Consider the following 26928-nt stretch of genomic DNA (forward strand, 5'->3'; position numbering starts at 1 on the left):
TTGAAAATGGTAACGGAAAAAACGTTAAGAACTTGTGAAAAAGGACATGAATACTACAAAAGTAGCGATTGCCCAACTTGCCCGACTTGTGAGAAAGAAAAGAAACCTAAAACAGGATTTCTTTCACTTCTTTCATCACCAGCACGAAATGCGCTAGAGCACCATGGAATTCACACGATAGAAGAACTATCCAAGTATAGTGAAAAAGAGATTTTAAAACTGCATGGTATGGGACCTGCGTCTATGCCGAAGCTTAGAAAGGCTTTGGAGGAGAGAGGGTTATCATTTAAATAAAATGAAATAGTGCCTCTTTACTACTTACTTGTTTATACTGCTATTTGTGGACAGTAAAGCTCTTTCTTATTAAAATTTCATTTTAATAATTTTGAATTAGATAAAAGAAAAAAGTAGGAGAATATCTCCTACTTTTTTTACGCTGTTCCAATCTGATCTTGATCCGCCACATCAGAATCAAACGTATTTGTTGCACTAACACCGTTAAACGTATTTACGACAAATCCAACATTGGAAGCCCCAGATCCGTTATAAGCTTTCGTGTTTTCTTTCGGAGATACGTTATAAAAATCTCCTAAGTTGAAAGAGCCGTTACTATTTTGAACGACGAGATTTCCTACAACCGAAGGCATACCATCCACCTACTTTACTAAGCTTTTTACTTACTATATGAATTATTGTGCGGAAGGTTCATCCGTAATATATTGGCGGATTTGCATAATACGAGAGTTATTAAAACCATAATCAACATTTCCAATTTGAAAGCAACCAGAATTTAAAAGTGTCCGCAATTCAACATTATTAACTTCAATAAAAGGGCATTCATTTACAATATTTAATTTTACATCTGTCGTTCGTTTTGGAATTGTAATGTGTTCATCTGTAAAGATTTCAAAAGCATCAAAGCGACCTTCTCCCCTTATATAACAAGGAATTTCACGGTGGACGGCAAGAGCTCTACTTTTTAATTCCATTTGGTTTGCATCTCCAACTTGAAATACGGCAGTAATCCCTAAAGAAATAATAGAAACATTTTGGACAATGGACACATGATGCAACATAATTTCTCAGTCTCCTTAACCTGGAGTAGGAGGGACATCTGTTACTAATGGTACAAATGGACCCTCTGTAACTGTTTCAAATGGTGTATCGAGAATAGAAGATAGAATGAGGAGATTTGCATCTCCAATTAAAAAGAGTGCGGACGACGATACACCGTTCATTTTAATCTGTCCGACTTTTAACTCACGGTTTACAACGTTAAGGTTCATACATACTTACTCCTTTCGGAAATTTCCCGGTATGTGCTGAATAAATGAGAGAAAGGCTTTGTCAATATCTTGTTTCATTGCCTGGATAATGATATCTCGTAAATAATCTGGATCTGTTGAAATACCTTCATATGATTGAACTTGTGATAAATAATAAGGGAGTCGATGCTCCATCTGTTTTTTTATGTCATCCACCATCATTTGTCGATACATTTCATCAAGCGGTGTTCTCTCTTCTTGTTCAAAATGGAGAATACGATTATATGCTTCTTCATCTAAGTATCGATGCATTTCTTGGAGGATACCTTGATAAAAGTCTGGGTTTGTTTCGGTTTCAGGATTTACCTTCAATGTTTCTGTATCCACTTGAAAATCTTCAATTTGTTGTCCTTTTGCTGAAAATGGGTTTAAGCCAATATTTAAAGTGCCATTTAAATTTTCGACTTTTAATTGATCGAATTTGTATTCCACTTTTCCTACAGAAGAGGAGGGGCGATTTTTTAATTCGTTAAGCTCTTCTTGGAGTTGACGCACTTGATCTTCTAAATTGAGGATGGCTGCTTGTTGTGTTTGAAGAGCTTGTTGAAGTTGGTGTAAGTAAGTATATATATCTTGATTCATTTGTGAAACCTCCTTTTCAATAGGGAGGGTAAAAATATTCCTGCTATATATTTATGACAAGGATGTCTTAAGAAGAACTAGTTGATGGTTTGATAGAAATAATTTGTCCGTTTGCCTGTAATGGGCGAAGCGGCTCCGTAAATCCGCCCGTATTTGAAAATTTGGATAGGGCTTTAATACTTCCGGCAGTGCCAATTTGGAATACAGAAGAGGTTGTAATGCTATCAATTTTAATGCTGTTAATGATAATGCTTTGGTTTACGTAAAAATTCAATACAATCGCCCCCTTTAAGTTGAACCAATTATCGCTTGATCAACGACATCTGAATCATTAACAGTCGTTGCACTTTGATAATTGTAGACAGAAACATTATCTCCAACATTAAAAGAGCCGGCCCCGGCGAAAGCACGTGAGTAACTAATAGGCCTAATCGCAAATACATCTCCAATATGAAAAATACCACTTGATCCAATATTGACGATACGAATATGTCCGACCATAGCTGGCATACAAAACACCCTTCGTTTTTAAAATTTTCTTTTCTACTATTGTATGGGCGTTTCCGATAAAATGTGTGTTTTTTTGAAATAAAAGAAACACACACATTATTGCGTGTGTGTGTTGAGTGTTTGATTTGAGTGAAAATCCGTATGTACATGCCAAATTACATTTAAGAGCCTGTCCAGTTCTTGGCTACAATCCACTGTTTTTTGAGAAGTCATTCCATAGCGTTCAGCAAAATAAATCATTTTTTCACGTTTTTTTTCAATCGCTTGCTCAAACATTGAAATCGGCTCCATCTCTAAATGAAATTTTTAGTATATATGTAGTACATATTATACAAAAACTCCATAAAAAAGAAATACCTTCGCTAAAAAAAGTAAAAATTCTACATTTTATGCCAAATGTAGAGGGGTAACGAATAGGATGTGAGAAGAATATTGTAAAAATTAGCGTGCATGAGAAGGTTTTTTTCTTGCGGATGCGAATACAATTAAAGGGTATGAGTTTTAGGATGGAGAGTGGAAATATTGCGTTTTGTAACGGCGAAGAAAGAAGAAAAGGTATTTGTAGGTATTGTGGATGAAGAAGAAGAAAAGGTATTACACTTAAGAGAAGCGCAAAGACAAAAAGGGGAAAAGGTTACAATCCCTATTACAATGTTAGAGTGTATTGAAAGAGGGACTGAGTGCTTTGAGAAAGTATGTGAAATTGTAAATTGGGCAAAAGAGAACGGGGAAGCGGCGTATTATCCGTTAACAGAGGTGAAAATATTAGCACCGATTCCAAGGCCAAGAAAGAATATTTTGTGCGTTGGAAAAAACTATCGTGAGCATGCGGTAGAAATGGGCGGAGTAGAGTCTATTCCAGAAAATATAATGATCTTTACGAAAGCACCAACAACAGTTATTGGCATAAATGAGCAAATTAATGGTCACCCTCACGCAACGGACGAACTAGATTATGAAGGAGAACTAGCTGTCATTATAGGTAAGCGAGGGAAGCAAATTAAAAAAGAAAAAGCGCTTGAGCATGTTTTTGGTTATACGATTATAAATGATGTAACAGCTCGAGACATTCAAAGAAAACATAAACAGTTTTTCCTTGGGAAAAGCTTCGATACATTTTGCCCGATGGGACCGTATTTAATTCATAAATCGGTGGTTAATGCGCCGAATGCATTACACATTGAAACGGTAGTAAATGGAGAAGTAAGGCAAACTTCCAACACAAATAAAATGATTTTTTCGATAGAAGAAATTATTTCAACGATAAGCAAAGGAATGACTTTAGAACCAGGTGATATTATCGCAACAGGAACCCCGGCTGGTGTCGGAAAAGGTTTTACACCACCGAAGTTTTTACATGCTGGTGATGAAGTGGTCATTACAGTAGAAGGAATTGGTACTTTGCGAAATGTAGTGAAATAAAGAAAAGAGCTATCTTGTTAAAAGATAGCTCTTTTTTATGGCCTTGGGTTATAGAGGTAATCGATAACGGAAAAAGTGTAAAGGCCAATGAATGCAAGTGTACAAATGCCAAATAGTATAACCGTAAGTGCACTTTTTTCTCGTCCAAAACCAATGATAGTAAGAATAACAGCAGTCCAAAATGATGCTTTCAGTAGTGTGAATGTAGTAGGAGTTGAGTAGTGAGTAAGCCATGTTGTGGAAAGTAGGAAGCCACAGAATGTAACTAAAATAAAAGATGTAGCTAAATAGTTAATCTGTTTACCGTATCTTAATAGCATATCGCACCTCCTTTACGATTTTAAAATACAGAAAATTACGATTTTATCTTAATATAAATGAATATAAAAAGAAAGAGGTTGTCCCAACATGCCGGACAACCTCTCTATTATTATGATAATACAGCTTTAATTTTTTGGAATGCCCACTCTAAATCTTCTTCAGAGATTACTAGAGGTGGTGCGATACGAATTACGTTTTCGTGTGTTTCTTTACATAGTAGACCAGCTGCTTTTAGTTGTTCACAGTAAGGACGAGCTGGCTCGTTTAATTCGATACCAATGAATAAACCTTTACCGCGAACTTCAGTGATCATTGGGTTATCAATTTCTTTTAATTGCCCAACTAATTTTTCTCCTAATTGAAGAGAACGCTCTGTTAATTTTTCTTCTTCTAACACTTCAAGAGCTGCGATAGATACAGCACATGCAAGTGGGTTACCGCCGAATGTAGAACCGTGAGAACCTGGCTCAAATACACCTAAAATGTCGCGGTTTGCTGCAACGCAAGAGATCGGGAACACACCGCCACCAAGTGCTTTACCAAGTATGTACATGTCAGGAGTTACATCGTCCCAGTCACAAGCGAATACTTTACCAGTACGGCCTAAGCCTGTTTGGATTTCATCGGCTACGAATAAAACGTTTTCTTTTTTACATACTTCAAGAGCTTCTTTTAAGTAACCAGCTGGTGGGATGTTAATTCCAGCTTCACCTTGAATCGGTTCTAAAATGAATGCTGCTGTGTTTGGTGTAATTGCGGCTTTTAATGCTTCTAAATCACCGTAAGGAATTACAACGATGCCAGGAAGCATTGGACCGAATCCACGCTTGTACTCTTCATTTGAAGACATAGAAACAGAACCCATTGTACGTCCGTGGAAGTTATCTTCACAAACGATGATTTCAGCACGGTTTGCTTCTACTTTCTTCACATCATAAGCCCAGCGGCGAACTGTTTTAATTGCAGTTTCAACAGCTTCAGCACCTGTGTTCATTGGAAGTACCATTTCTTTATTAGTTAGTTTCGCAACTTTTTCGTACCAAGGACCTAATTGATCGCTATGGAAAGCACGAGAAGTTAACGTAACACGATTAGCTTGGTCAATTAAAGCGTTAATAATTTTCGGGTGACGATGACCTTGGTTTACTGCAGAATATGCACTTAATAAGTCCATATAGCGGTTTCCTTCAGGATCTTCTACCCAAACACCTTCTGCTTTAGAAATAACGATTGGAAGTGGGTGATAGTTATTTGCTCCGTATGTGTCTGTAAGTTCGATAATATCCTTAGTTTGAATCATGATTGTTCCCCCTTTTGTTATTACAAGAAGTTTGTAAATACTCTAAATATTATATCATTTAAATGTAAAAAAGCGAAACATTTCCTGAAAATAAATGAACATGTTATCATATAGAGTGAAAAAGTGTGAAAAGAGGAGGTAAGGGATACGATGGTACATATGCATATTACAGCATGGGCGTTAGGTTTAATTTTATTCTTCGTTGCGTATTCACTTTATTCAGCAGGAAGAAAAGGTAAAGGTGTACATATGGGGCTTCGCCTAATGTATATCATCATTATTGTGACAGGCTTCATGTTGTACATGAGTATTGTGAAGACAGCAACAGGTAGCATGCACATGTGGTATGGCTTAAAAATGTTAACTGGTATTTTAGTTATCGGTGGAATGGAAATGGTTCTTGTGAAAATGAGCAAAAACAAACCAACAGGGGCGGTTTGGGGCTTATTTATTGTTGCGCTAGTAGCAGTATTTTACCTTGGACTGAAATTACCGATTGGCTGGAAAGTATTCTAATAAAAAATAAAACCACCTTATAATCTCAAAGACTTGGGAGATAAGGTGGTTTTTTACGTTATCCCGTATTAACTGGCAGTAAAACTCCCACCTCAAAATTCAGCTTAAGCAAAGAAGTTAGGCGGGAGATCAACTGCTCGTAAACACCCGATTGGTGAAGGCTAATAATCAGTGGGGCTGCCCCACTGATTAAAGTTTCACTTTATGTCGCATCGATATGCAACTCTTCCCCATTTACTTTCGTAAAACGGAACATATTTTTATTGGATGTAGTGTGACGGACGAAATGGTGCTGCAGTGTACAAATCATCTCTTCGTTATCAAACAAAAGAATATTTACTCCTTCGCGTGACTCCTCTTTCGGTAAGAAAGATAAATAATTATGACAATACATGCAATCATATAAAGAGTAGTGAAGTGATTGCAATGATTCAGTTAATAATGTGAAGACGGAGTCAGGTAATTCCTCGAGCCATTCATTATAACTAAGAAGTAACTTTTTTCGAATACGTATCATTTCACCATTTTGCAAATGGTGTTGTTCGTTGGCGATTTGTAATACATCTTGTTCATAGAAACGGGCTGGTAGCCAATTGTTATTATATAAAACTTCAAACCCATCTTCGGCAATATCTTCTAATAAAAACGCTTCATCATTTTCATCATCAAAGAATACCCATTCATTGTTTATATATTCTACATTACCGACTGTATGAGCACGGGGCTGGTTATATAAAATATGTTTACGTTGTATCATACACGATTTCTCCTTTATGAAAAGTAGTTATTCCTGTTATAGACAGTTCGTGCATTCTTTATAACTAGACACATCTAAACATAGGTGGGCATACAATAAAACACGTTTTACTGAGTGAGAATGCTATTCCAAATGTGGATAGTAGGTTATCGTCAAGTTTGTCATTTTTTTGATCCGCACTCACAGGGTGGGGATTACTGCACGTTCAAGAAAAGAAATAAGATGGAAGGATGATTTATATGTGCGGGATTACAGGATGGGTGGATTATAAACGCTCATTAGAAGGAGAAAGAGATGTCGTTACGAAGATGGCTGAGACATTAGCGAAACGCGGTCCAGATGATAATAAAGTTTGGATTAAAGGTAATGTCGCATTTGGGCATAAACGGTTAATCGTTGTTGATCCTGAGGGTGGTAAACAACCGATGACTTGTTTAAAAGATGAAACGAATTATGCCATTTGTTATAACGGTGAACTTTATAACACAGAAGACATTCGAAAGGAATTATTAAGAAGAGGATATACGTTCAAAGGTCATTCTGATACAGAAGTATTATTAGCTTCTTATATTGAATGGAAAGAAGAATGTGTCGATCATTTAAACGGTATATATGCGTTTGCAGTATGGGACGAACAGAAAGAACAAGTATTTATTGCGAGAGATCGATTAGGTGTAAAGCCACTTTTTTATAAATATGATAGCGGACGCTTATTATTTGGTTCGGAGTTAAAAGCGATATTGTCGCATCCAGATGTGAAGGCAGAAGTAACATTAGAAGGATTATCAGAAATATTCGGACTCGGACCGTCAAGAACACCTGGCCACGGTATTTATGCTGGTATAAAAGAATTACGTCCAGGTCATGCGATGACATTTTCAAAGAACGGTTTATGTATATGGAGATATTGGAATGTGGAAAGTAAAAAACATGAAGACTCCTTTGAAGAAACAGTAGAGAAAACACGCTTTTTATTACAAGATGCGATTACAAGGCAGCTCGTTTCTGATGTACCACTATGTACTTTTCTATCAGGCGGTGTAGATTCGAGCGCTATAACAGCAATTGCTGCGAAAGAATATGCAAGGTCAGGAAAAGGGCAATTACACACATATTCTGTTGATTATGAAGATAATGACAAATACTTTAAAGCGAATGCGTTTCAGCCAAATTCAGATGCTCCGTTTATTAATTTAATGACTGAGACATTTCAAACAACCCATCATCGCTGCGTCATTTCGAATGAACAATTAGCAGAGTATTTAACTGAAGCGGTACTCGTTCGTGATTTGCCTGGTATGGCAGATATCGATTCGTCATTATTATGGTTTTGCCGAGAAATTAAACAAGATTTTGTCGTTGGCTTATCTGGAGAATGTGCAGATGAAATATTTGGTGGATATCCGTGGTTTTATAGAGAAGATGATTTACAATCGAGTGCATTTCCGTGGATGCGTTCTACAGAGGCACGTGAACAACTTCTAAAAAAAGAATGGAGAAATAAACTAAATTTACAACAATATGTACAAAGGCGCTATGAGGAATCGATTCAAGAAGTTCCTATTTTAGAGGGGGAAAGTCCACTAGAAGCAAAAAGACGCCAATTATTTTATTTAAATATGGTATGGTTTATGACAACATTATTAGACAGAAAAGACCGTATGAGTATGGGGGCAAGTTTAGAAGTACGCGTTCCATTTGCAGATCATCGTCTTGTCGAATATGCGTGGAATATTCCTTGGGAAATGAAAATGTATAAAAACCGCGAAAAAGGTCTATTACGTAAAGCGTTAGAAGATGTACTCCCACATGACATCTTATATAGGAAGAAGAGTCCTTATCCGAAAACGCACAATCCACACTATACAAAGGCAGTAACGGTATGGCTTCAAAATCTATTAACAGATAAAGGTTCAATTTTACACGAACTATTTGATAAAGAGCAGTTGAGCGGATTGATTCAGTCTGGTGGCAGTGCATTTCAAACACCGTGGTTTGGTCAATTGATGACTGGGCCACAGCTTTTAGCTCATTTAGCACAAATTCATGTTTGGTTTAAAGAGTATGGGGTAAATATTAAAGAATAGGAGAAAAGCGGCTTGCAATTATGTAAGTCGCTTTTATTAAAGAAATTGTCATATAAAATTCAAAATCACCTTATAAATAATACTTAATTAGAATTATTATTTTGACGTACTTATTATTACTTGTTATAATTTGAAACAAACGTTCTGAAAAGTATTCTCATTTATAAAATTGAGGTGTTATATAGATGACAAAGGAAAAAATAGGTTTACTCGTAATGGCGTATGGAACACCAGAATCATTAGACGATGTAGAGGCATATTATACACATATCCGTCACGGACGTAAGCCATCAGAAGAAGCGCTTGAAGATTTAATTGGGCGCTATAAAGCGATTGGTGGAATTTCGCCGCTTGCAAAAATTACGAAAGAGCAGGCGCATAAATTAACAGATTCAATGAATAATATATTTACAGAGTATGAATTTACTTGTTACTTAGGTTTAAAACATACTGCGCCATTTATAGAAGATGCTGTAGAAGAAATGAAGCGAGATGGAATTGAGCAGGCGATTAGTATCGTATTAGCACCGCACTATTCTACATTTAGCATTAAAGCGTATAATGACCGTGCTATTCGTCTTTCAAAAGAAATCGGTGGTCCTGTGATTGAACCAATTGAACAATGGTACGATGAACCGAAGTTTATTTCGTATTGGACAGATCAAATAAAAGAAACATTTACAAAGATTGAAGATAAAGAGAAAACAGTTGTAATTTTTTCGGCGCATAGTTTGCCAGAAACAATTATTGCAGCAGGGGACCCTTATGTGGAGCAATTGCAGCATACAGCAGATTTAATTGCGGGGACTGCCAATATTCAAAACTATACAACGGGTTGGCAAAGTGCTGGGAATACTCCAGATCCGTGGATTGGTCCAGATGTGCAAGATTTAACGAAAGATTTATATGAAGAGCATGGGTACGAATCTTTCATATATTGCCCAGTTGGCTTTGTGGCAGAGCATTTAGAAGTTTTATATGACAATGATTATGAATGTAAAGTTGTAACTGATGAATTAAATGCTAAATATTTTAGACCAAATATGCCGAATGCACAATCTGCATTTATCGACTGTTTGGCTGAAATTGTTTCCAAAAAAGTGAAGGAAATAGTTGACAAAGATTTAGTTTTAAATAATAATTAATTTATAATAATTTTAAATAAATAATAATTACTATGAAAGAAAGAGGAGGATCCCCCTAGATGAATCCAAATAATCGCTTAACAACAAACCAAGGTGCTCCAGTTGGAGACAACCAAAATTCTCGTACAGCTGGTCGTCGTGGACCAGTATTATTAGAAGACTATCATTTAGTAGAAAAACTTGCACACTTTGATCGTGAACGTATTCCGGAGCGTGTTGTGCATGCACGTGGTGCAGGTGCTCACGGTGTATTCGTAACGAAAAATAGCATGAAGCCATATACGAAAGCAGCATTTTTACAAAATGAAGGAACTGAAACACCTGTATTTGTTCGTTTTTCAACGGTTATTCATGGTCAAGGTTCTCCAGAAACAGCTCGTGACCCACGCGGTTTCGCAGTTAAATTTTATACAGAAGAAGGAAACTACGATATCGTAGGTAATCATTTACCAGTTTTCTTCATTCGTGATGCAATTAAATTCCCTGACATGGTTCATTCTTTAAAACCAGCACCGGATACAAATATTCAAACGCCAGATCGTTATTGGGATTTCATGACGTTAACTCCAGAGTCTACACATATGATGACATGGGTATTTTCTGATTATGGTACACCAGCAAGCTATCGTGAAATGGAAGGTTTCGGTGTCCATTCATTTAAATGGATTAATGAAGAAGGTAAAATTGTTTATATTAAATACCACTGGAAACCGCAGCAAAGTGTACGTAACTTAAATGCGAAAGAAGTGCAAGAAGTGCAGGGGAAAGACTTCAATCATGCAACTCGTGATTTGTTCGACGCAATCGAAAAAGGAAATCATCCAAAATGGGATTTACACGTACAAGTTATGCAACTAGATGAAATGGATTCTTTAGACTTTGATCCACTAGATCCAACGAAAGTATGGCCAGAAGATCGCTTCCCGTTAATTGAAGTAGGGACAATGACGTTAAATCGTAATCCGAAAAACTTCTTTGCAGAAGTAGAACAAGTAGCGTTCTCTCCAAGTGCAACTGTAAATGGTATTGAACCATCGGAAGATAAATTATTACAAGGTCGTTTATTCTCTTACCCAGATACACAGCGTTATCGTCTTGGTGCAAATTACTTGCAAATTCCTGTAAACTGCCCATATGCAGCTGTTCATAACCAACAACGTGATGGTGCGATGCAAATGAATCAAAACCCATCTACAATCAACTACGAACCGAGCCGTCATGCAGAGAATCCAGTTGAAGACAAAGCTTACCGCGATTCGACTATGAAAGTAGAAGGCTATGTATCTCGTGAAAAAATCGAGAAACCAAATGACTTTAAACAAGCAGGTGAGCGTTACCGTTCATTCTCTAAAGAAGAGCAAGATAACTTAATTGCAAACTTAACAAATGACTTGAAAGACGTAAATGAACGCACGAAATTACTAGCTGTTTGTAACTTCTTCCGTGCAGATCAAGAATACGGTATGCGTTTAGCGCAGGCGTTAAATGTTGATATTACGCAATATGTAGGAAATGCTCCAAAATAAATAGGAAAAGACGACCGGGTTTCGGTCGTCTTTTTTGTATAACGTTATGTGGGGTATTTTGCTTGTAAATTATGTCGGAATTTGTTTGTAAATCGATATGTTGTGTCGGACCGTTGATATATTGAAAGAAACAATCGATATATTTGAAAAATCGTTGATATATCCAAAAAACCGTTGATATATTTACATTTATACTAGGTGGGGTATGTTGCCTAGTACGCAAAAAAGAGATGCAATCTACTATCAATAGATTGCATCTCTTTTTTAGTTTACTCGCTCTGCATGTTCATAAGCCTTCTCGCCATGCATTGAAATATCAAGACCCATGTGTTCTTCATGTTCATCGACGCGAACGGGGAGGAAGAAGTTGATCGCTTTAATAATGGCATACGTCATGATGATCGTGAATGCATATGTTGCGCCAATCGCTATAAGTTGTTTAAACAGTAACGCGGCATTTCCGTAAAATAATCCGTTTGCGCCATCCCCGTTTACGGCAGTAGTTGCAAATAGTCCTGTTGCAATACCGCCCCAAGTTCCTCCGATGCCGTGGCATCCAAAGGCATCAAGTGTATCGTCATACCCGAATTTTGTTTTTAGGAAGAAAACGGCGCCGAAGCATATTATACCACCAATTGCTCCGATAAGAAGGGCGGAGAAAGGTGTAACGAACCCGCAGGCTGGTGTAATAGCTACTAGACCAGAAACAACTCCGCAAGCAGCTCCCATCGCGGTCGGTTTTGATTGGAAGAACCATTCAGAAAGCATCCAAGTTAGAGCAGAGGCAGCAGCGGCTATATTTGTATTAATAAATGCAGTTAAAGCTACGTCGTTTAAGGATAATGCGCTGCCAACGTTAAAACCGAACCAGCCAAACCATAATAAGCCTGCGCCTAACATTGTAAATGGCAAATGGTGAGGAGAAGAACCATTTATGTTTTTTCGTTTTCCAAGGAAAATAGCTAATACAAGACCGGCAACTCCGGAAGTGATGTGAACGACATTTCCGCCAGCGAAGTCTAGTGCACCAAGTTCCCTTAGCCACCCACCGAGGCCCCATACCCAATGAGCGACAGGATTGTAAACGATTGTTGTCCATAGAAGGATAAAAATAAGAAAGGCAGAAAATCGCATTCTTTCAGCGAATGCACCTGAAATTAAAGCTGGAGTTAAAATGGCGAACATGAGTTGAAACATCATAAATAAATTGTGAGGAATAGTAGATGAGTAGTCTGGATTTGGTGCGTAGGTAACTCCGTTTAGACCGAACCAATCAAGTGTACCGATAAGTCCGTGCCAATCTGGCCCGAATGATAAAGAATAGCCGATAACAATCCATTGAATCGAAACGATAGCCATTGCACTATAACTATGCATCGTTGTACTGAGTACGTTTTTGCTACGAACCATACCTCCATAAAAAAGTGCCAATCCTGGTGTCATCAACATGACCATTACTGTCGTCACAAACATAAAAACCGTATCTCCCATATTCATGATCTCTCCTCCTGGAATGTTAGAAAAAATAACATCTATTTGTTATGTTTCATATCATATTCGAAATAAAACTAAAAATCAACTAAAAATTCAGAAAATTATATACGTGATGTCATAAAATCTAACATAGATTATTTTGTGAGGATTGAAATCGGCATATGCGTTTCACTTGGATAATTGGTATAATATTCTTACAATTAAAAAATTGGGGGATGCGTGTGGGAAAAATATGGACTAGGAAACTATTCATTTGTTTTTGCTTAGCTGTTGTTTTGTTTGTACCAATACATACTTTTGCAGACGAAAAAAGAGAGTGGCGAGATGAGGTTATATACTCCATTATGATTGATCGCTTCAATAATGGAGAACCGAAAAATGACAAACAGTTAGAAGTTGGTAATTTAGAAGGGTATCAAGGCGGGGATATAAGAGGAATTATAAAAAGGTTGGATTACATAAAAGAAATGGGTTTTACTACCGTTATGCTTTCGCCACTTTTTGAAAGTGGAAAGTACGATGGATTAGACGTGCGAAATTTTAAAAAGGTAAATGAACATTTCGGGACAGAAAATGATGTGAAAGAACTTGTAAAAGAAGCTCAGGCAAAAGGAATGAAAGTTGTATTTCAATTTCCGCTTGGAGAAAACGAACAACAGGTAATTGACGCAATGAAATGGTGGATAAAAGAAGTTGATTTAGACGGAAGTTATGTTATACATAGTGAAAAAAAGCCGCGTTCCTTTTGGGATAACGCGCAAAAAGATATGCAAGTGATAAAGAAAGATTTTCGTATTATGACAAAGGAGGATAGCGAATACAACGAAAAAATAGTAGAATCGTTTTCCAAAGCGGATGTATCGGTGAAATCGTTATACGATGTGAGTAAAAAAGAAGGAGAATTTGTTACGTTCTTAGATGATCAAGAAACAAAAAGATATGCGCGTATTGCAAAAGAAAATATGTATTATCCGCCATCACGTTTAAAACTGGCGCTTACATATCTGTTAACATCACCTGGAATTCCGAATTTTTATTACGGAACTGAAATTGCATTAGATGGAGGAAGTGTACCCGATAATAGACGATTAATGGATTTTAAGTCAGACGAAAAATTTATGCAGCACATAACAAAACTAGGTGAACTTAGACAGGCGAGACCGTCTTTACGACGCGGTACGTTTGAGCTATTGTATGATAATAGCGGGATGAGCATACTAAAACGAAAATATAAAAATGAAGTAACTTTAGTAGCAATTAATAATACGAAAGAAACACAAAAAGTCTCCTTACCTGCAAGTACGATTGGTGAAAAACAAGAGTTAAGAGGATTGTTAGAGGATGAAATTATAAGAGAGGAAAATGGGGGATTTTATCTCGTTTTAAAGCGTGAAGAATCAAACGTGTATAAACTTAACGGAGAAACAGGTGTGAATTGGTTATTTATCTCCTTAATCGTTGGTGTGAATGTATTATTTATTGCGTTTTTAATTGCAGTTAAAAGGAAACGTAGATGAGAAGTTGCTCGTTCTATGTTCACGTCTTCTTATTGTATTTGTTTGTTCGGTGGGGCAATAGTGTTTATTCTGTTGATATGAAATTTCTTAAGAGAAACGATACGAAAATGAAAACTTCTCTAATGAGAGGGGGTTCCAGGTTATGGAGAAAGTCTTCTTCCTAGCCTGTTTTTGTGTCAATACGGATAGAGAAAGATCTTTGGAACGAACGATAATTGCAACTATATTAATTTTATATTACATTAAAAATTAGAGAATACTCTTATACTAATATAGTGCTAAATAGTAGGTGGGAAAATGGAATTTTACGATTTGGGTATTACCATTAAAGAGCTTAGAATTAAAAAAAATATATCACAATCCGAATTATGTCATGGAATATGTTCGCAAAGTCAAATTAGCAAAATAGAAAAAGGTATGATTTATCCATCTAGTATATTGTTATATCAATTATCAGAAAGACTTGGTATTGACCCGAATAATATATTTGCATTAACTCAAAACAAAAAATTTAAATATGTAGAAAATGTAAAATACGTAATAAAAGATTGCTTAAAGCAAAAACAATATAAAGAACTTTATGAAATAGTGAAAAAAGAGAAAGATGAAAAAAATTTCCAAGCAAAAGAAGATAAACAATTTCTCCTATGGCATGAAGCAATTGCTGTATTTGAGGTGAACAGATCCATAAAAACTGCTTTAAAACTTTTAAATAATGCATTAAAACTAACTTTAACCAATGTTGATTTTTTATCAGAAAGAGAAATAGATATTATGCAGACAATGTCTATATTTTATGCGGAAAATAAAGAATATGATAAAAGTATTACTATATTAGGAAGATGTTTAACTAATTTTAATAAGTTAGATTTTCCGAGAGATAAAGCGATTAAATTAAAAATCATTTTTAATTTAGCGAAATGTTTAGGTATGACCTATCAATATGAAGAAGCGGTAAAATACATTGATAAGGGCATCAAATTAGCTATTAATCTAAATACTTTATACTTATTAGGTGAACTGTACTATTTAAAAGGATGGAATTTATTAAGATTTAAACAACAGAATGAAGAAGATATTGCAAATAACATGAAAAAAGCATTATTTATATTTGAACTAACAGAAAAAGAAACTCTGATAAAAATGGTTAAAGAAAAATATTTTGAAAATCAAACTGAAAAAAGCCACTCATAATTCATTTGGAAATCACTTGAAATATAATAAAACCTACAGGGGAAATCCCTGTAGGTTTTATACTTATAAACTTGCTTCTAAAATATTAGTGTTTAATATAAGAGTGTCCTTAACGTACTTTTTTATTTTGAAGTCTGCATCTTTATTAACAATTTATGCTTCTTTTTAACTCCATCCAAATATGATTAAAATTAAGATGGTTCAAGTCGGAGGAAGGCACTTTGATGGGTCTTTTCTTATGACTTTTATCATTAACTATTTAATGTTTTTTAAATGATTACATGACATAGTTTTTTTGTACCAAGCTTTGTTGATACAGTTAGACTTATCCGTTAGTGTATTCGTATTATTAGAACATCCTACAGTATTTAGGGAGAATGTGGCCAATAAAAACCATAATATTAATTTCTTCATATAACCACTTCTAACTCTTTTTTAATTAACATTTTTTAAGATCCTTATTAATTTTACATTATATTAAAGGTTGGGAAATATTCTTATACTCATAAATTGTTACGTTTTGGCAGGAAGAGAAATTATAAGTTACAGCGATTTTTAAGATGACTTTGGCCTAGGATGTAATTACTAAGAAAAGTAATTCAAATCGAAGGGGAAACGTCTTAAATTGTCTTTTTTTTTATTTTCAATAAGGTCTGCTAAATGCATGTATGAAACAAATTCTACAATAAGGCCTAGTTTAATCATGCATTCACTTGTGAAGTATTCGTATAGTTAGACTCTGTTCACTTAGCAATTTTCACCGCAGATGCCTTTTTTCTATGGCTTGTTCTTGTAATATTGTCTCTACAAAACTAAAAAGAAAACTCCTCTAATTAAGAGGAGTTTTCTTTTTAGCGGTAGTTAATGAACTGTACGTCGATTGGTAAATCAGCGCTACGAACAGCTGCAATTACTGCTTGTAAGTCATCACGGCTTTTTGCTGTAACACGTACTTGATCGTCTTGTACTTGTGTTTTTACTTTTAATTTCATTTCTTTAATGATGTTGTTAATTTTTTTAGCGTTATCTTTATCGATACCTTGTTGAAGTGTTGCGCGTTGGCGAACAGTGTTGCCAGTTGCAGCTTCAACTTTTCCGTAATCTAAGTTCTTAATTGGAACGTTACGTTTTACAAGTTTAGAAATTAAAACGTCTTTTACTTGGTCTAATTTGAACTCGTCGTCAGAAGTTAAAACTAGTACTTCTTTTTCTAATTTAATATCACTTTTACTTCCTTTAAAGTCATATCGGTTTTGGATTTCTTTTAATGCGATATTAATTGCGTTTGTTACTTCAGGTAATTCTACTTTCGAAACGATGTCAAAAGAACTATCTTTTGCCATAGTTAGCACCTCCAAATAAATTTCTAATCTTGTTATGTACTGTACATACTAAAGTATAGCTGAAAACGAGTCTAGACTTAAGTGTTTTCATACTTATATTCATGTAACCTCACTTTATTATAGTGAATTTTGGGCAGTTGGACAAATACAGGAAAAATCATGTTATAATTAACTTTTGTTTGGAATGATAAAAAAGATAATTTTATATATATAGAAGGGAATTAAAAAATATGTATTTGCAAATAGGATCGATTGAACAGGTAACTGTTTTACGCGAAACGGAAATTGGATATATGGTTGGGAATGAAGAAGAAGAAATTTTCCTACATAAAAACGAAGTAGCTGGAGAAATTGAAGAAGGCGATACGATTGATGTATTCTTATACCTTGATCACCAAAATCGTATTTCAGCAACAATGAAGGAGCCAATTATTACAACGTATGATTGGAACTGGGTAAAGGTTGTAGAAGTCATTCCTAGTTTAGGTGTGTTTGTTGATATTGGTGTATCAAAAGATATACTAATTCCAGCTGATGAGTTCCCGATTTATATGCCGGTATGGCCAGAAGTAGGCGACGAATTATATTGTACGTTAAAATTAACGAATCGTGATCGTTTAATTGCTCTTCCGGCAAGAGACAGTGATATGCAAGAAATTATCGTAGATGCAACGCCATCTATGCGTAATAAAAACGTAAATGGACGTGTATATCGTTCTCTTCAAGTTGGTTCATTCGTACTAACTGATGAGCATTTCCGTGCTTTCTTACACCATACAGAAAGAAAAGAACAAGTCCGCATCGGGGAGCGTGTAACGGGCCGTATTATTGACGTGAAAGATGATGGTACAATTAACATTTCACTTCTTCCTCGTAAAGAAGAAGGAATGGAAGACGATGCGGCAGTAATTTATGCATATATGGAAGAACGAGGCGGAGCAATGCCGTTTTGGGATAAGAGCCATCCAGAAGATATTAAAGAACGCTTTAACATGAGTAAAGCTGCATTTAAGCGCGCACTTGGTAAGTTGATGAAAGAAGAAAAAGTTTACCAAGAAGAAGGTTGGACTTACTTTAAGAAATAAAGTAAATGAAAAAAGAACTATTCTTTCTCTGAATTTTTAAGAGAAGGGATAGTTCTTTTTTATTATAAAGTAGATAAAAAGTAAATAAGGTGTAATAAAACGTTTAATCTACAAATATTTTACTGTATTTATAAGGAAAAAGGAATATAAAATGGTAAATAGTCGGAAAATATACATTTTTAGAAAAAATGCCACAATATTGTCATTTTTATGTTGAAGCCCCTCGGAAAATTCTTTAAATTGTTAATTGTAAGAATAAAACCGATGCGAATTAGGGGTGAATGTATGGAAAAGAGGCAAGTTAAGAAAAAATGGTATAGGCAATTAATCCAACTTATCGTAGTTGCATTAATTGTTACTTCTATACCACTGAATGGGTTGGCAGAAACGGCACCACCGTTTACACCATCTCCAAATTCAGAACAAACTCCAGAAGTGGAAAAGAAAGAGGAGCAGAAATTACCAGCTCCACATCCAGATCAATTAAAGAAGGATAAGGCTAAAGCGCAGGCGAGTCCGACTGAGATTGTAGAAGAAAGAACGGAAACTGAAAAGGTTTTTGATAACAATGATGGTACTTTTACAAAGAGGGTATATACGGAACCGATTCATGCAGAGAAAGATGGAAAGCTAGAAGAGGTTTCACCAAAATTAGTAGAAGCACCAAATGAAAAAATTGTAACGGAAAATACAACATTAGAACCAGAGTTCGAGAAAGCGACACAAGATGGAAAGTACGTTCAATTTAAAGTAAAAGATCATACTATTCAGTATAAACTAATAAGTGCAAATGGTGAAAAAGGTGAAATAAAGCCATCACCAGTAACCGCAACACATGAAAATAATACAGTATGGTATAAAGGAGTCTTCCCAAATATTGATTTAAAGAGTACGACATTCAATGAAAATGTAAAAGAAGATTTTGTATTACGTGAGTATACAGGGCACCACATTTTTACATTTGCATTAGAAACAGATTTAACACCTAGCTTACAGGAAGATGGTTCAATCGACTTCCAAGATGAGAAAAAAGAAAAAGTATTCACATTGCCGAAACCATATATGAATGATTCCAATGTGGACCAACAATCAGGTGAGGCTGTAACGTCAGATGCGGTTCGCTACAATATTGAGAAGAAAGATGAAAAAACATATACATTAACTGTTACTGCAGACCCGCAGTGGTTACAAGCACCAGAGCGAAAATATCCGGTATATGTAGACCCTTCGGTTCAGTTGAAGGATTTTGATAATGCATATGCTTCAAGTGCATATCCAACTGTCAATTATTCAGGAGGAAAGCTTTGGGATGCTGGTCAAAATGCTTATACGTTAAAAGTAGGATATTATGATGGATCATCTGGGACAAACTTTGCATTTATTAAACCAGACGTTTCGAGTTTTAAAGGTGCAAATATTGAAAGTGCAACATTCAATGTACATACCATTTGGCATTATTATGCGAATCAACCAAATGGTGTTTGGTTAGATGAAGTAACGAGTGCCTGGAATGAAGGCAGTTTAAATTGGAATAATAAACCTGGTTCAAATAATATTGCACATGCTGATGTAACAAGAGGACAATTGGCGAAGTTTAATGTAACTAACACAGTAAAAGCATGGGTAGAAGGCGCGAGACAAAACAATGGCTTTAAGCTACATGCAAATGGTAATGGTCAAAACCATTGGAAGAAATTCATTGCAGCTGAAAATGGAACGAATGCACCATTCTTGGAAGTGAAATATTCCTACGCAAAACCGAATAAGCCAAGAGTACAAGCTTACTCAAATGGCAGTGGGAGTGGTTCAGGTCACTTCAATGTACAATGGGACGCAGTTCCAGGAGCAACAGGTTATAAAGTTGCCATTTTTAATGGATATGACTATGAATATATTCCTGTTGGGAATGTGACAAGCTGGACGACGAAAGATAAAAAAATATTCCCGACGCCAGAAGAAATTGCACAAGGGCGTTACTGGATACATGATGATGGAAAAGGTGCAGAAGCGCCTACTAACCCAGGACAAATATATAAAAATGCTTACGAGTCAGGAGGTCCGTACGGGGATTATAGCGGAAGAAGTAGCTACTGGATTCGTATTGTAGCAGAGTATCCGTTTGAGGATAGTCCACTTTCAGATGAAATAGTTCCATTTATTCCATTAGAACAAGTGAAAAAGCCAGACGGATCGGCCTATATTAATGCGACAGATAAGGAAACGGGATATGTCACATTAAAGTGGGATGCAGTTCCAGCGGCTGCAGGCTATAAAGTTTGGATTTATAACGGAAAAGATTACGAAGCGTTCGATGTAGGAAATAAAACAAATTGGACAACGCAAAATGAGAAAATTTGGCCAACGAAAGATGAAATTGCAAAAGGCCAATATTTACTTCATCATGATAAAAAAGGTGCAGAATTAGCAGTTGATCCATCACCTGTGTATAAAAATTCTGGCGGAATCTATGCTGGCTTTAAAAATTATTGGTTCCGTGTAACAGCGTATAGTAAAGCCGGACATGCTGAAAGTGAAATTTCGCATGAGTTTGTACCTAAATTTGCTCAAGACTTTGGGTTTATAGGGATGTTTGATTACTGGGCATCAGTTCCGGTACTAAATGGTACAGTGAATGCTACAAATGGTAACTTTATCATGAGTGAAAAAGATATTACGTTATCAGGGCGCGGACCGGATGTATCAGTGGAAAGAACGTATAATAGCCAAAGTAAAAAAGTAGGTTTATTTGGTACAGGTTGGTCTAGTGGATTAGAAGAAAGAATTTTGGCTGAAGGAAATGGAAACTTACTATTAATTTCTGCCGATGGCGCAAATATTACTTTTACTAGAACGGGAGATAATACGTATCAAGCCCCTACTGGTATATATTTAGAAATTAAACAAGTATCAGGCGGATATGAAATAAAAGATAAAGACCAAACGGTTACTTTCTATAAATCTGGAGATGCACAAGGTCGTATCCAGTATACAAAAGATAAATACGGAAATACGACGACATATGAGTATGATGGGGAATCACGTTTATCAAAAGTAAAGAACGCTTCTGGTAAAGAGTTAGTCGTACAATATGATGGAAATAATAAAAAAGCAGCAAGAGTAATCGGCCCAGATAGCAAGACGATTACATTTAAATATGATGGAGATTTACTCGTTTCTTCTACAACTCCAGAAGGAAAAGTATATAAATACGGATATGATAATGGATTACTAACATCTATTTATGATCCGCAACATACAGATGCCAAACCATATAAAACATCGTATGCATACGAGAATAATAGGTTAGTAAAAGTAACGGACCCATTAGGAAAAGCTACGACATTAGCATATAATACAGATGCGAAAGAAGTTACGTTAACGAATCCTAAAGGACGTAAAACTGTTTATACGTATAACGATGCTGGAAACCCAGTCAAAACAGTTGAAGATTCCGGACGTCTAAATTTAACAACAACATATGAATATAATGCAAATAACCTAGTAAAAACAACAACTCCTAAAAATCAAACAGAAACAGCGACCTATGATGGTAATGGGAATGTAACTTCTGTTACTGATGAAATGGGAACAGAAAAGTTCGAGTACAATAAAGACAACGGGCTTATAAAAGCGACAGATAACGAAAATCGTGAAACAACAGTTGCTTATAAAGCAGCAAATACAGAAGTGTCTGAAACTGACCAAGAAGCAAATACATCATCTTTCATGCAGTATGATCAGTTTGGAAATCCAATTGCAACAACTAGAGAGCTAGGAACAGGAGAAAACCTGATTCAAAATCCAAGCTTTGAAATGAATAACACTGAGAGATGGAATGAAGAGAAGACTAATAGTCATGGATCATTGAAAAAAGATGCAACATTCGCGCCAGGTGGATTGGGTGGATCTTCATCTTTACAAATGATAGTAAAGGCGCAAAACGCTGGTTGGGGATACCATAGTGCGATTCAAGATGTGGTAGTAGAACCAAATACAACATACACATTAAGTGGGATGATGAAAACATCATTAACTCACGCTGGTGCATTTTTTAATGTTCAGTTATTAAAAGAAGATGGAACCCCTCTTGGAAGTGGGAATAACTGGTTTGATACACGTCATAATAGGATAGAGGGCGAGAAAGATTGGACGAATCGTCAAGTAACCTTTAAGACAACAGATCAAACAAAAAAAGTTAGAATATATCTACAAGTTGATTATAATCGAGCAGATTCAAGTGGTTCCGCATGGTTTGATAAGATTCAATTGGAAAGAGGAGAAGTGTCTTCCAGCTTTAACCCAATTGAAAATAGTAGTTTAGAAAATATGGCGGGAAATGGCTGTATGCCAGGTTGGATTCGAGGAGATGGAACAAGCTGTGATCCGAAAGATGTTTCTCAGCAAGAGAGCTTTACGGGACATTCATCTATTGTATTAGAGCGTAGTCAATATGGTGGTTCAAATGTAGGCTATGGTAAGCATGTAACTGTAAATCAGAAAAAAGCAGAGCCAATTACACTAACAGGAATGTCTAAATCTGAAAATGTAGAGAATGATGCGCCAGATAAACTTTCTCGAGACTATGCGATTTGGGCGGATGTGCATTATCAAGATGGTAGTGGTACCAATTACCAAGCGAAATTCCCAAGCGGTACAAATGATTGGAATCGTAGTGCGGTTGTAATCCCAGCAACGAAACCAATTAAACGTATGGAAATCTATCTTCTTTTCAGACATAACAACAAAGGGAAAGTTTGGTTTGATGATATACGTCTATTAGAAGGGAACGCTCTTATAAAAAATGAGTACGACAACGATGGAAATGTTGTTGCTGCGTATGATGAAGAAGGACAGAAAAATACTTTCACATATGATGCATCAGGAAATAAAAAGAGCGAAACAGATGAAAAAGGAAATACAAAACTATATGATTACAACAAAGATAATCTATTAACAAAGGTTACATTGAAAAATGGTACCTCTGTCAATTATCGTTATGATCATAATGGAAATACAACAGAGAAATCTGTCATGTTTGGTGGGAAAACACAAACACACAAATATGAATATGATGTAGATAATAAAAATACAGTGTATATCGATGCGTTAAACCGTCGTATTGAACATACGTATGATGAAAATGCAAACAAGATTAAAACAAAAATGCCAAACGGTTCTATTTTAGAATCTGTATATGATACAGCAGATCGTGTCGTCGGTGAAAAGCGTAACGGAAAAGATTCATTTACATTCGAACGTGATCAAAATGGACAAGTTACGAAAGTGAAAGATCTTGTCAATGGCGTAGAACGCACGAAAACATACGACAAGGCTGACCGCGTTACAAGTGCAACGGATAGCCGAGGCGGAAAAGTTGACTGGGCATACCATGACAAAGCAAACAGTAAGACAGAAAAACTAAAAGAACAAACAATTACGCAAGGTGGATACACAAATAAAGTATCGTATGACTACAACACGTTAGATCAAAACATACGTGTAACAGATGGTTCGCAAACATATCGATTTGATTATGATGATCAAGGAAATGTTCGTACGTATACAGCTGGAAATGGTTCAGGTTCTACTTTCAACTATGATCATGCGAACAAAATTAAAGATTTAGTAGTAGGTACGTCAAATAGTATTCTACTTTCTGAACGATATGAATATGACCAAGCAGGCAACCGTACGAAGATTAAACATGAAGGTGCGGGCGGAAAAGTAACAGAAACAAACTTTGTCTATGACCCGATTAACCAATTATTAAATGAAGCACTACCAAACGGAACAACTAAATCATACACATATGATGGATTTGGAAACCGTACAAGTGTGAAAGTTGTAGAGAATGAAAAAGAAACAAAATCTATAGCGGCAACATTTAATGAAGGAAATCAACTTGTCAAATTCGGGAACGAATCGTTAACGTATGATGCGAATGGTAATCGTACATCTGATGGAAAGTACAAATATACATGGAATGAAGATGACCAACTTGTAGCTATCACAAAACAAGGTGAAAGCAATGCATTCGCAACTTATAAATATGATGACGATAATCGGCGTATTGAAAAGAGTGTAAATGGTCAAGTAACACGCTACTTTTATAATGGAGATAGTATTAGTCCATTATATGAGACAGACGGAAATGGCAATGTTCTTCGCCAATATGTATACTCTGTAGACGGTTTACGTTTGGCAATGAAGTCAAAAGGACAAACGTTATACTATCACTACAACCCACGTGGTGATGTCATTGCGATGACAGATCAAAATAGAGAAGTTGTAGCAACGTATGAATATGATTCGTGGGGTAACGTATTAAAAAGTGATACAAAAGGTATCGCAGCAGATAATCCATTTGGATATGCGGGATACATGTATGATAAAGAGATTGGTATGTATTATCTAATTGCGCGTTATTATAATCCGGAGCATGGTGTGTTCTTATCGATTGATCCGGATCCGGGTGATGCAGATGATCCTGTGACGCAGAATGGGTATACCTATGTAGATAACAATCCAGTATTAAAAATAGATCCTGATGGAAAAATCCCTATTTTTGCAGTTGCAGCTGCACCTTTACTTTGGCTAGGTGTAGCAGCCGCAGGAGCTGGTGCTGCCTATTATGGATATAAAGCTTATAAATCAGTAAGTCGAATAGAGGCTAATGCTAAACAACAGGCTCGTAATACTGCCTTCAGGTTAGCGATTAGGACTGCAGGATGGGGGAAAAATAATTATAATAATTACAAATCGAAAAAACAGTATTATTATAACCCAGGATCAAGACATCCATATGGACAACAAAGTCGACAGGTTCGCCCTACTTGGGAAACCAGAAGTTTTGCTAATAAGGGAGGATCTGGTGTAAGAGTTGCTCAAGATAAATGGGGGCATAAATTTGCAGATGGCAGAACTGTTAAACCACATTTTAATGTATACGTTAAAGTGAAAGGAACTGTAGTTGTAAATAAACATATTTTCTACCGCAGTAATTGGGATCCAAGACGGAATAAATAAAAAATTGCTTTTAAGGAGAAAATATGGACAAATATATTGAAATACACAAACCTGCAACAGAAAAAAACGAATATTTTCTAGTGTTGGATGAACATGATAATTTTGAAAATGATAAAATCTTGAATTTGTTATCAAAAATTAATAGATATATAGTTGATGTTGATACAAGCATGGAACAATTTATGAAAACAATGATGTCGAAATTTCATTTATATATTTTAGTGAATTGTGAAGGGATTCAAGAGGAGTTAACAAAGGTGCAAAATTACATTTTGGAAAAAGAATTAAAAGAGTTAAACTGGAAAAAGTCGATTGTGAAGAGCACAATTTTAATAAACCAGTATGATCCTGCAACTGATATTTTCGATGTGATCTCTCCTGTATGTATGGAAGGGAGCCTCATGTTCCTTTTCTCTGAAAAAGAAGCAAACGATAATGAGTTAGAGAGTATCATAAAACATATAAATTTTGATCGGACAAGAGTATATTTTAATAAAGAAACAATTGAACTGGCGGGGGAGATGGGGTATATAGTAGGGCATTTTGAAGATGAGTATTATTTAGTATCTTTACGTTCGGAAAAGCAAGTATTTGTTTGTTATGCGGAAGAACGTATTATGGATTAGAATGAAGCCGCAAAACATGAAGTTTCTATATTGAGAATGAAAATGCACCTGAATTTTTGGGTGCATTTTTTACAACCTTTATGTGTAGAATCAATGAGAGGGTTTTATTATTAGAAGAAAATGGTTTCAATGAAAAACAGTTAGGGTGTTATAGGGGAGAATAGATGAAATCAGTACTGTTTAATAAATTAAATTATATGTTACAGGTCGGGAAAAGTCGTATGTTTATACCGGATTTTAGTTCAAAAGAATATATCATTTTTGAGGATTTAGCTGGGCTTTTAGATTTAGAGACAAATCAAAGGCGATCTTACATACAGTTAGGTCAGGTAAAAGAGGGCTATACAAAAAGATCGTGGAACTATTAAATATACTAGTAAACAAGCTGTAGTCGTTTTAAATAAGAAGGGAAAAGTCGTAACGACATTTGCTAGAGGAACGAAATATACACGGAAAGGAAAAAAATAAGCGTGGGTAAATTTAATAGTGATGTGAAAGGGGTATTATTGCAAAGGATATTAAAGGAAAATTGGCCTGAGTTATTGTGGATTGCAAATTGTAAGGACTTTAGTCTATCAGAAATTGAAACAATACATGAGTTGAGAGATATATTAGCAGATGAATTAATTGAAAAAGGCTTTGATGAACAGGATAATATTAATGATTTTGGTAGGAATTTAGAGAAATTGATTGATGTATTTGGGGATTTACTTCCTTAATAGTTCGGGTGCATAATAAATTTGTAGGAGGAAGGGCCGATATCGGTTCTTCTTTCTTTTTGGATCTTAATCCAATGAATTCAATTTTAAATGAGATATTACCAAACGGAACAACTAAATCATACACATATGATGGATTTGGAAACCGTACAAGTGTGAAAGTTGTAGAGAATGGAAAAGAAACAAAATCTATAGCGGCAACATTCAATGAAGGAAATCAGCTTGTAAAATTCGGAAACGAATCGTTAACGTATGATGCAAATGGAAATCGTACATCTGATGGAAAGTACAAATATACATGGAATGAAGATGACCAACTTGTAGCGATTACAAAACAAGGTGAAAGCAATGCATTCGCAACTTATAAGTATGACGAGGATAATCGTCGTATTGAAAAGAGTGTAAATGGTCAAGTAACACGTTATTTCTATGA

General features: G+C 35.7%; 24 protein-coding genes and 2 pseudogenes. 14 read left to right on the plus strand and 12 right to left on the minus strand.

Features of this window, described 5'->3' with window-relative positions; translation table 11 throughout:
* Positions 1-6: 6 nt before the first annotated feature.
* Positions 7-294 (plus strand): RNA polymerase alpha subunit C-terminal domain-containing protein, encoded by a 288-nt coding sequence (locus DOS87_RS05955; protein ID WP_000255717.1) that lies wholly within the window; start codon positions 7-9, stop codon positions 292-294.
* A 137-nt stretch (positions 295-431) separates the two neighbouring features.
* Here the strand turns inward: DOS87_RS05955 and gerPF are convergent, their stop codons facing one another.
* From gerPF to DOS87_RS05990, 7 genes are all read right to left on the minus strand, one after another.
* Positions 432-647, minus strand: a complete 216-nt coding sequence (gerPF, locus tag DOS87_RS05960; protein ID WP_001141566.1) for a spore germination protein GerPF — start codon at positions 645-647, stop codon at positions 432-434.
* Between the two features lie 42 nt (positions 648-689).
* Positions 690-1076 carry a spore germination protein GerPE gene (locus DOS87_RS05965; protein ID WP_000902327.1) on the minus strand — a complete coding sequence of 129 codons (387 nt, stop codon included), beginning with the start codon at positions 1074-1076 and terminating at the stop codon, positions 690-692.
* Between the two features lie 15 nt (positions 1077-1091).
* Complete coding sequence (gene gerPD, locus DOS87_RS05970) at positions 1092-1286, minus strand: spore germination protein GerPD (protein WP_001052807.1); 195 nt, start codon at positions 1284-1286, stop codon at positions 1092-1094.
* 6 nt (positions 1287-1292) lie between these two features.
* Positions 1293-1907, minus strand: coding sequence for a spore germination protein GerPC (gene gerPC, locus DOS87_RS05975; protein WP_001070761.1), 615 nt, complete (start codon positions 1905-1907; stop codon positions 1293-1295).
* 67 nt (positions 1908-1974) lie between these two features.
* The gene (gerPB, locus tag DOS87_RS05980) at positions 1975-2181 is read right to left on the minus strand and encodes a spore germination protein GerPB (protein WP_001012509.1); all 207 of its coding nucleotides are present in this window, start codon (positions 2179-2181) and stop codon (positions 1975-1977) included.
* 14 nt (positions 2182-2195) lie between these two features.
* Entirely contained in the window at positions 2196-2417 is a 222-nt protein-coding gene (gene gerPA / locus DOS87_RS05985; protein ID WP_001111188.1) for a spore germination protein GerPA, read from the minus strand.
* Positions 2418-2513: 96 nt separating this feature from the next.
* On the minus strand, positions 2514-2693 hold the full coding sequence (locus DOS87_RS05990; protein ID WP_000462848.1) for an aspartyl-phosphate phosphatase Spo0E family protein: 180 nt from the start codon (positions 2691-2693) through the stop codon (positions 2514-2516).
* 246 nt (positions 2694-2939) lie between these two features.
* Here DOS87_RS05990 and DOS87_RS05995 point away from each other — a divergent pair, with 246 nt between their 5' ends.
* Positions 2940-3839 carry a fumarylacetoacetate hydrolase family protein gene (locus DOS87_RS05995; protein ID WP_001213078.1) on the plus strand — a complete coding sequence of 300 codons (900 nt, stop codon included), beginning with the start codon at positions 2940-2942 and terminating at the stop codon, positions 3837-3839.
* A 35-nt stretch (positions 3840-3874) separates the two neighbouring features.
* On the opposite strand, the gene DOS87_RS06000 is transcribed toward DOS87_RS05995, so the two are convergent.
* A complete protein-coding gene (locus DOS87_RS06000; protein WP_000926870.1) occupies positions 3875-4159 on the minus strand; it encodes a hypothetical protein in 285 nt (94 codons plus the stop codon).
* 110 nt (positions 4160-4269) lie between these two features.
* A complete protein-coding gene (gene rocD, locus DOS87_RS06005) occupies positions 4270-5460 on the minus strand; it encodes an ornithine aminotransferase (protein WP_000616660.1) in 1191 nt (396 codons plus the stop codon).
* 150 nt (positions 5461-5610) lie between these two features.
* Here rocD and DOS87_RS06010 point away from each other — a divergent pair, with 150 nt between their 5' ends.
* The gene (locus tag DOS87_RS06010; RefSeq protein WP_000233496.1) at positions 5611-5976 is read left to right on the plus strand and encodes a YisL family protein; all 366 of its coding nucleotides are present in this window, start codon (positions 5611-5613) and stop codon (positions 5974-5976) included.
* 202 nt (positions 5977-6178) lie between these two features.
* On the opposite strand, the gene DOS87_RS06015 is transcribed toward DOS87_RS06010, so the two are convergent.
* Entirely contained in the window at positions 6179-6733 is a 555-nt protein-coding gene (locus DOS87_RS06015; RefSeq protein WP_000616051.1) for a DUF2777 domain-containing protein, read from the minus strand.
* A 239-nt stretch (positions 6734-6972) separates the two neighbouring features.
* Here DOS87_RS06015 and asnB point away from each other — a divergent pair, with 239 nt between their 5' ends.
* From asnB to katB, 3 genes are all read left to right on the plus strand, one after another.
* Entirely contained in the window at positions 6973-8820 is a 1848-nt protein-coding gene (gene asnB / locus DOS87_RS06020; RefSeq protein WP_000333993.1) for an asparagine synthase (glutamine-hydrolyzing), read from the plus strand.
* A gap of 185 nt (positions 8821-9005) precedes the next feature.
* Complete coding sequence (gene hemH, locus DOS87_RS06025; protein ID WP_000159539.1) at positions 9006-9965, plus strand: ferrochelatase; 960 nt, start codon at positions 9006-9008, stop codon at positions 9963-9965.
* A gap of 59 nt (positions 9966-10024) precedes the next feature.
* On the plus strand, positions 10025-11491 hold the full coding sequence (gene katB, locus DOS87_RS06030; RefSeq protein WP_001069166.1) for a catalase KatB: 1467 nt from the start codon (positions 10025-10027) through the stop codon (positions 11489-11491).
* Between the two features lie 264 nt (positions 11492-11755).
* On the opposite strand, the gene DOS87_RS06035 is transcribed toward katB, so the two are convergent.
* On the minus strand, positions 11756-12988 hold the full coding sequence (locus tag DOS87_RS06035; protein WP_001055851.1) for an ammonium transporter: 1233 nt from the start codon (positions 12986-12988) through the stop codon (positions 11756-11758).
* 158 nt (positions 12989-13146) lie between these two features.
* Between DOS87_RS06035 and DOS87_RS06040 the strand changes: the two genes are divergently transcribed.
* Complete coding sequence (locus tag DOS87_RS06040; protein WP_002162891.1) at positions 13147-14502, plus strand: alpha-amylase family glycosyl hydrolase; 1356 nt, start codon at positions 13147-13149, stop codon at positions 14500-14502.
* Positions 14503-14799: 297 nt separating this feature from the next.
* Positions 14800-15696 carry a helix-turn-helix domain-containing protein gene (locus DOS87_RS06045; protein WP_000397873.1) on the plus strand — a complete coding sequence of 299 codons (897 nt, stop codon included), beginning with the start codon at positions 14800-14802 and terminating at the stop codon, positions 15694-15696.
* Positions 15697-16547: 851 nt separating this feature from the next.
* On the opposite strand, the gene DOS87_RS06050 is transcribed toward DOS87_RS06045, so the two are convergent.
* Positions 16548-17039, minus strand: coding sequence for a YajQ family cyclic di-GMP-binding protein (locus DOS87_RS06050; protein WP_001040146.1), 492 nt, complete (start codon positions 17037-17039; stop codon positions 16548-16550).
* A 230-nt stretch (positions 17040-17269) separates the two neighbouring features.
* Between DOS87_RS06050 and DOS87_RS06055 the strand changes: the two genes are divergently transcribed.
* The 6 genes and pseudogenes from DOS87_RS06055 to DOS87_RS30050 all read left to right on the plus strand — a co-directional run.
* On the plus strand, positions 17270-18124 hold the full coding sequence (locus DOS87_RS06055; RefSeq protein ID WP_000281261.1) for a CvfB family protein: 855 nt from the start codon (positions 17270-17272) through the stop codon (positions 18122-18124).
* A gap of 285 nt (positions 18125-18409) precedes the next feature.
* On the plus strand, positions 18410-25150 hold the full coding sequence (locus tag DOS87_RS06060) for a DNRLRE domain-containing protein (protein WP_208730224.1): 6741 nt from the start codon (positions 18410-18412) through the stop codon (positions 25148-25150).
* A 23-nt stretch (positions 25151-25173) separates the two neighbouring features.
* Entirely contained in the window at positions 25174-25776 is a 603-nt protein-coding gene (locus tag DOS87_RS06065; protein WP_000362166.1) for a hypothetical protein, read from the plus strand.
* 301 nt (positions 25777-26077) lie between these two features.
* Positions 26078-26244, plus strand: a pseudogene (locus tag DOS87_RS30480) (RHS repeat-associated core domain-containing protein); the annotation flags it as partial.
* 2 nt (positions 26245-26246) lie between these two features.
* Complete coding sequence (locus DOS87_RS06075) at positions 26247-26495, plus strand: hypothetical protein (protein WP_000514486.1); 249 nt, start codon at positions 26247-26249, stop codon at positions 26493-26495.
* Between the two features lie 68 nt (positions 26496-26563).
* Positions 26564-26928, plus strand: a pseudogene (locus tag DOS87_RS30050) (RHS repeat-associated core domain-containing protein); the annotation flags it as partial.

The sequence above is a fragment of the Bacillus sp. CR71 genome, from assembly GCF_003429245.1.
GTDB classification, from domain to species: domain Bacteria; phylum Bacillota; class Bacilli; order Bacillales; family Bacillaceae_G; genus Bacillus_A; species Bacillus_A thuringiensis_S.

What these genes read in the sequence shown, in the direction of transcription:
- DOS87_RS06010 (WP_000233496.1), top strand. Translation starts at nt 5,611, where the DNA reads ATGGTACATATGCATATTACAGCATGGGCGTTAGGTTTAATTTTATTC.
- gerPA (WP_001111188.1), bottom strand. Translation starts at nt 2,417, where the DNA reads ATGCCAGCTATGGTCGGACATATTCGTATCGTCAATATTGGATCAAGT.
- DOS87_RS05965 (WP_000902327.1), bottom strand. Translation starts at nt 1,076, where the DNA reads ATGTTGCATCATGTGTCCATTGTCCAAAATGTTTCTATTATTTCTTTA.
- DOS87_RS06045 (WP_000397873.1), top strand. Translation starts at nt 14,800, where the DNA reads ATGGAATTTTACGATTTGGGTATTACCATTAAAGAGCTTAGAATTAAA.
- DOS87_RS06065 (WP_000362166.1), top strand. Translation starts at nt 25,174, where the DNA reads ATGGACAAATATATTGAAATACACAAACCTGCAACAGAAAAAAACGAA.
- gerPC (WP_001070761.1), bottom strand. Translation starts at nt 1,907, where the DNA reads ATGAATCAAGATATATATACTTACTTACACCAACTTCAACAAGCTCTT.
- DOS87_RS06040 (WP_002162891.1), top strand. Translation starts at nt 13,147, where the DNA reads ATGCGTTTCACTTGGATAATTGGTATAATATTCTTACAATTAAAAAAT.
- DOS87_RS06000 (WP_000926870.1), bottom strand. Translation starts at nt 4,159, where the DNA reads ATGCTATTAAGATACGGTAAACAGATTAACTATTTAGCTACATCTTTT.
- hemH (WP_000159539.1), top strand. Translation starts at nt 9,006, where the DNA reads ATGACAAAGGAAAAAATAGGTTTACTCGTAATGGCGTATGGAACACCA.
- DOS87_RS06015 (WP_000616051.1), bottom strand. Translation starts at nt 6,733, where the DNA reads ATGATACAACGTAAACATATTTTATATAACCAGCCCCGTGCTCATACA.
- gerPD (WP_001052807.1), bottom strand. Translation starts at nt 1,286, where the DNA reads ATGAACCTTAACGTTGTAAACCGTGAGTTAAAAGTCGGACAGATTAAA.
- gerPF (WP_001141566.1), bottom strand. Translation starts at nt 647, where the DNA reads ATGCCTTCGGTTGTAGGAAATCTCGTCGTTCAAAATAGTAACGGCTCT.
- DOS87_RS06035 (WP_001055851.1), bottom strand. Translation starts at nt 12,988, where the DNA reads ATGAATATGGGAGATACGGTTTTTATGTTTGTGACGACAGTAATGGTC.
- asnB (WP_000333993.1), top strand. Translation starts at nt 6,973, where the DNA reads ATGTGCGGGATTACAGGATGGGTGGATTATAAACGCTCATTAGAAGGA.
- katB (WP_001069166.1), top strand. Translation starts at nt 10,025, where the DNA reads ATGAATCCAAATAATCGCTTAACAACAAACCAAGGTGCTCCAGTTGGA.
- DOS87_RS05990 (WP_000462848.1), bottom strand. Translation starts at nt 2,693, where the DNA reads ATGTTTGAGCAAGCGATTGAAAAAAAACGTGAAAAAATGATTTATTTT.
- DOS87_RS06055 (WP_000281261.1), top strand. Translation starts at nt 17,270, where the DNA reads ATGTATTTGCAAATAGGATCGATTGAACAGGTAACTGTTTTACGCGAA.
- rocD (WP_000616660.1), bottom strand. Translation starts at nt 5,460, where the DNA reads ATGATTCAAACTAAGGATATTATCGAACTTACAGACACATACGGAGCA.
- DOS87_RS06050 (WP_001040146.1), bottom strand. Translation starts at nt 17,039, where the DNA reads ATGGCAAAAGATAGTTCTTTTGACATCGTTTCGAAAGTAGAATTACCT.
- DOS87_RS06060 (WP_208730224.1), top strand. Translation starts at nt 18,410, where the DNA reads ATGGAAAAGAGGCAAGTTAAGAAAAAATGGTATAGGCAATTAATCCAA.
- DOS87_RS05955 (WP_000255717.1), top strand. Translation starts at nt 7, where the DNA reads ATGGTAACGGAAAAAACGTTAAGAACTTGTGAAAAAGGACATGAATAC.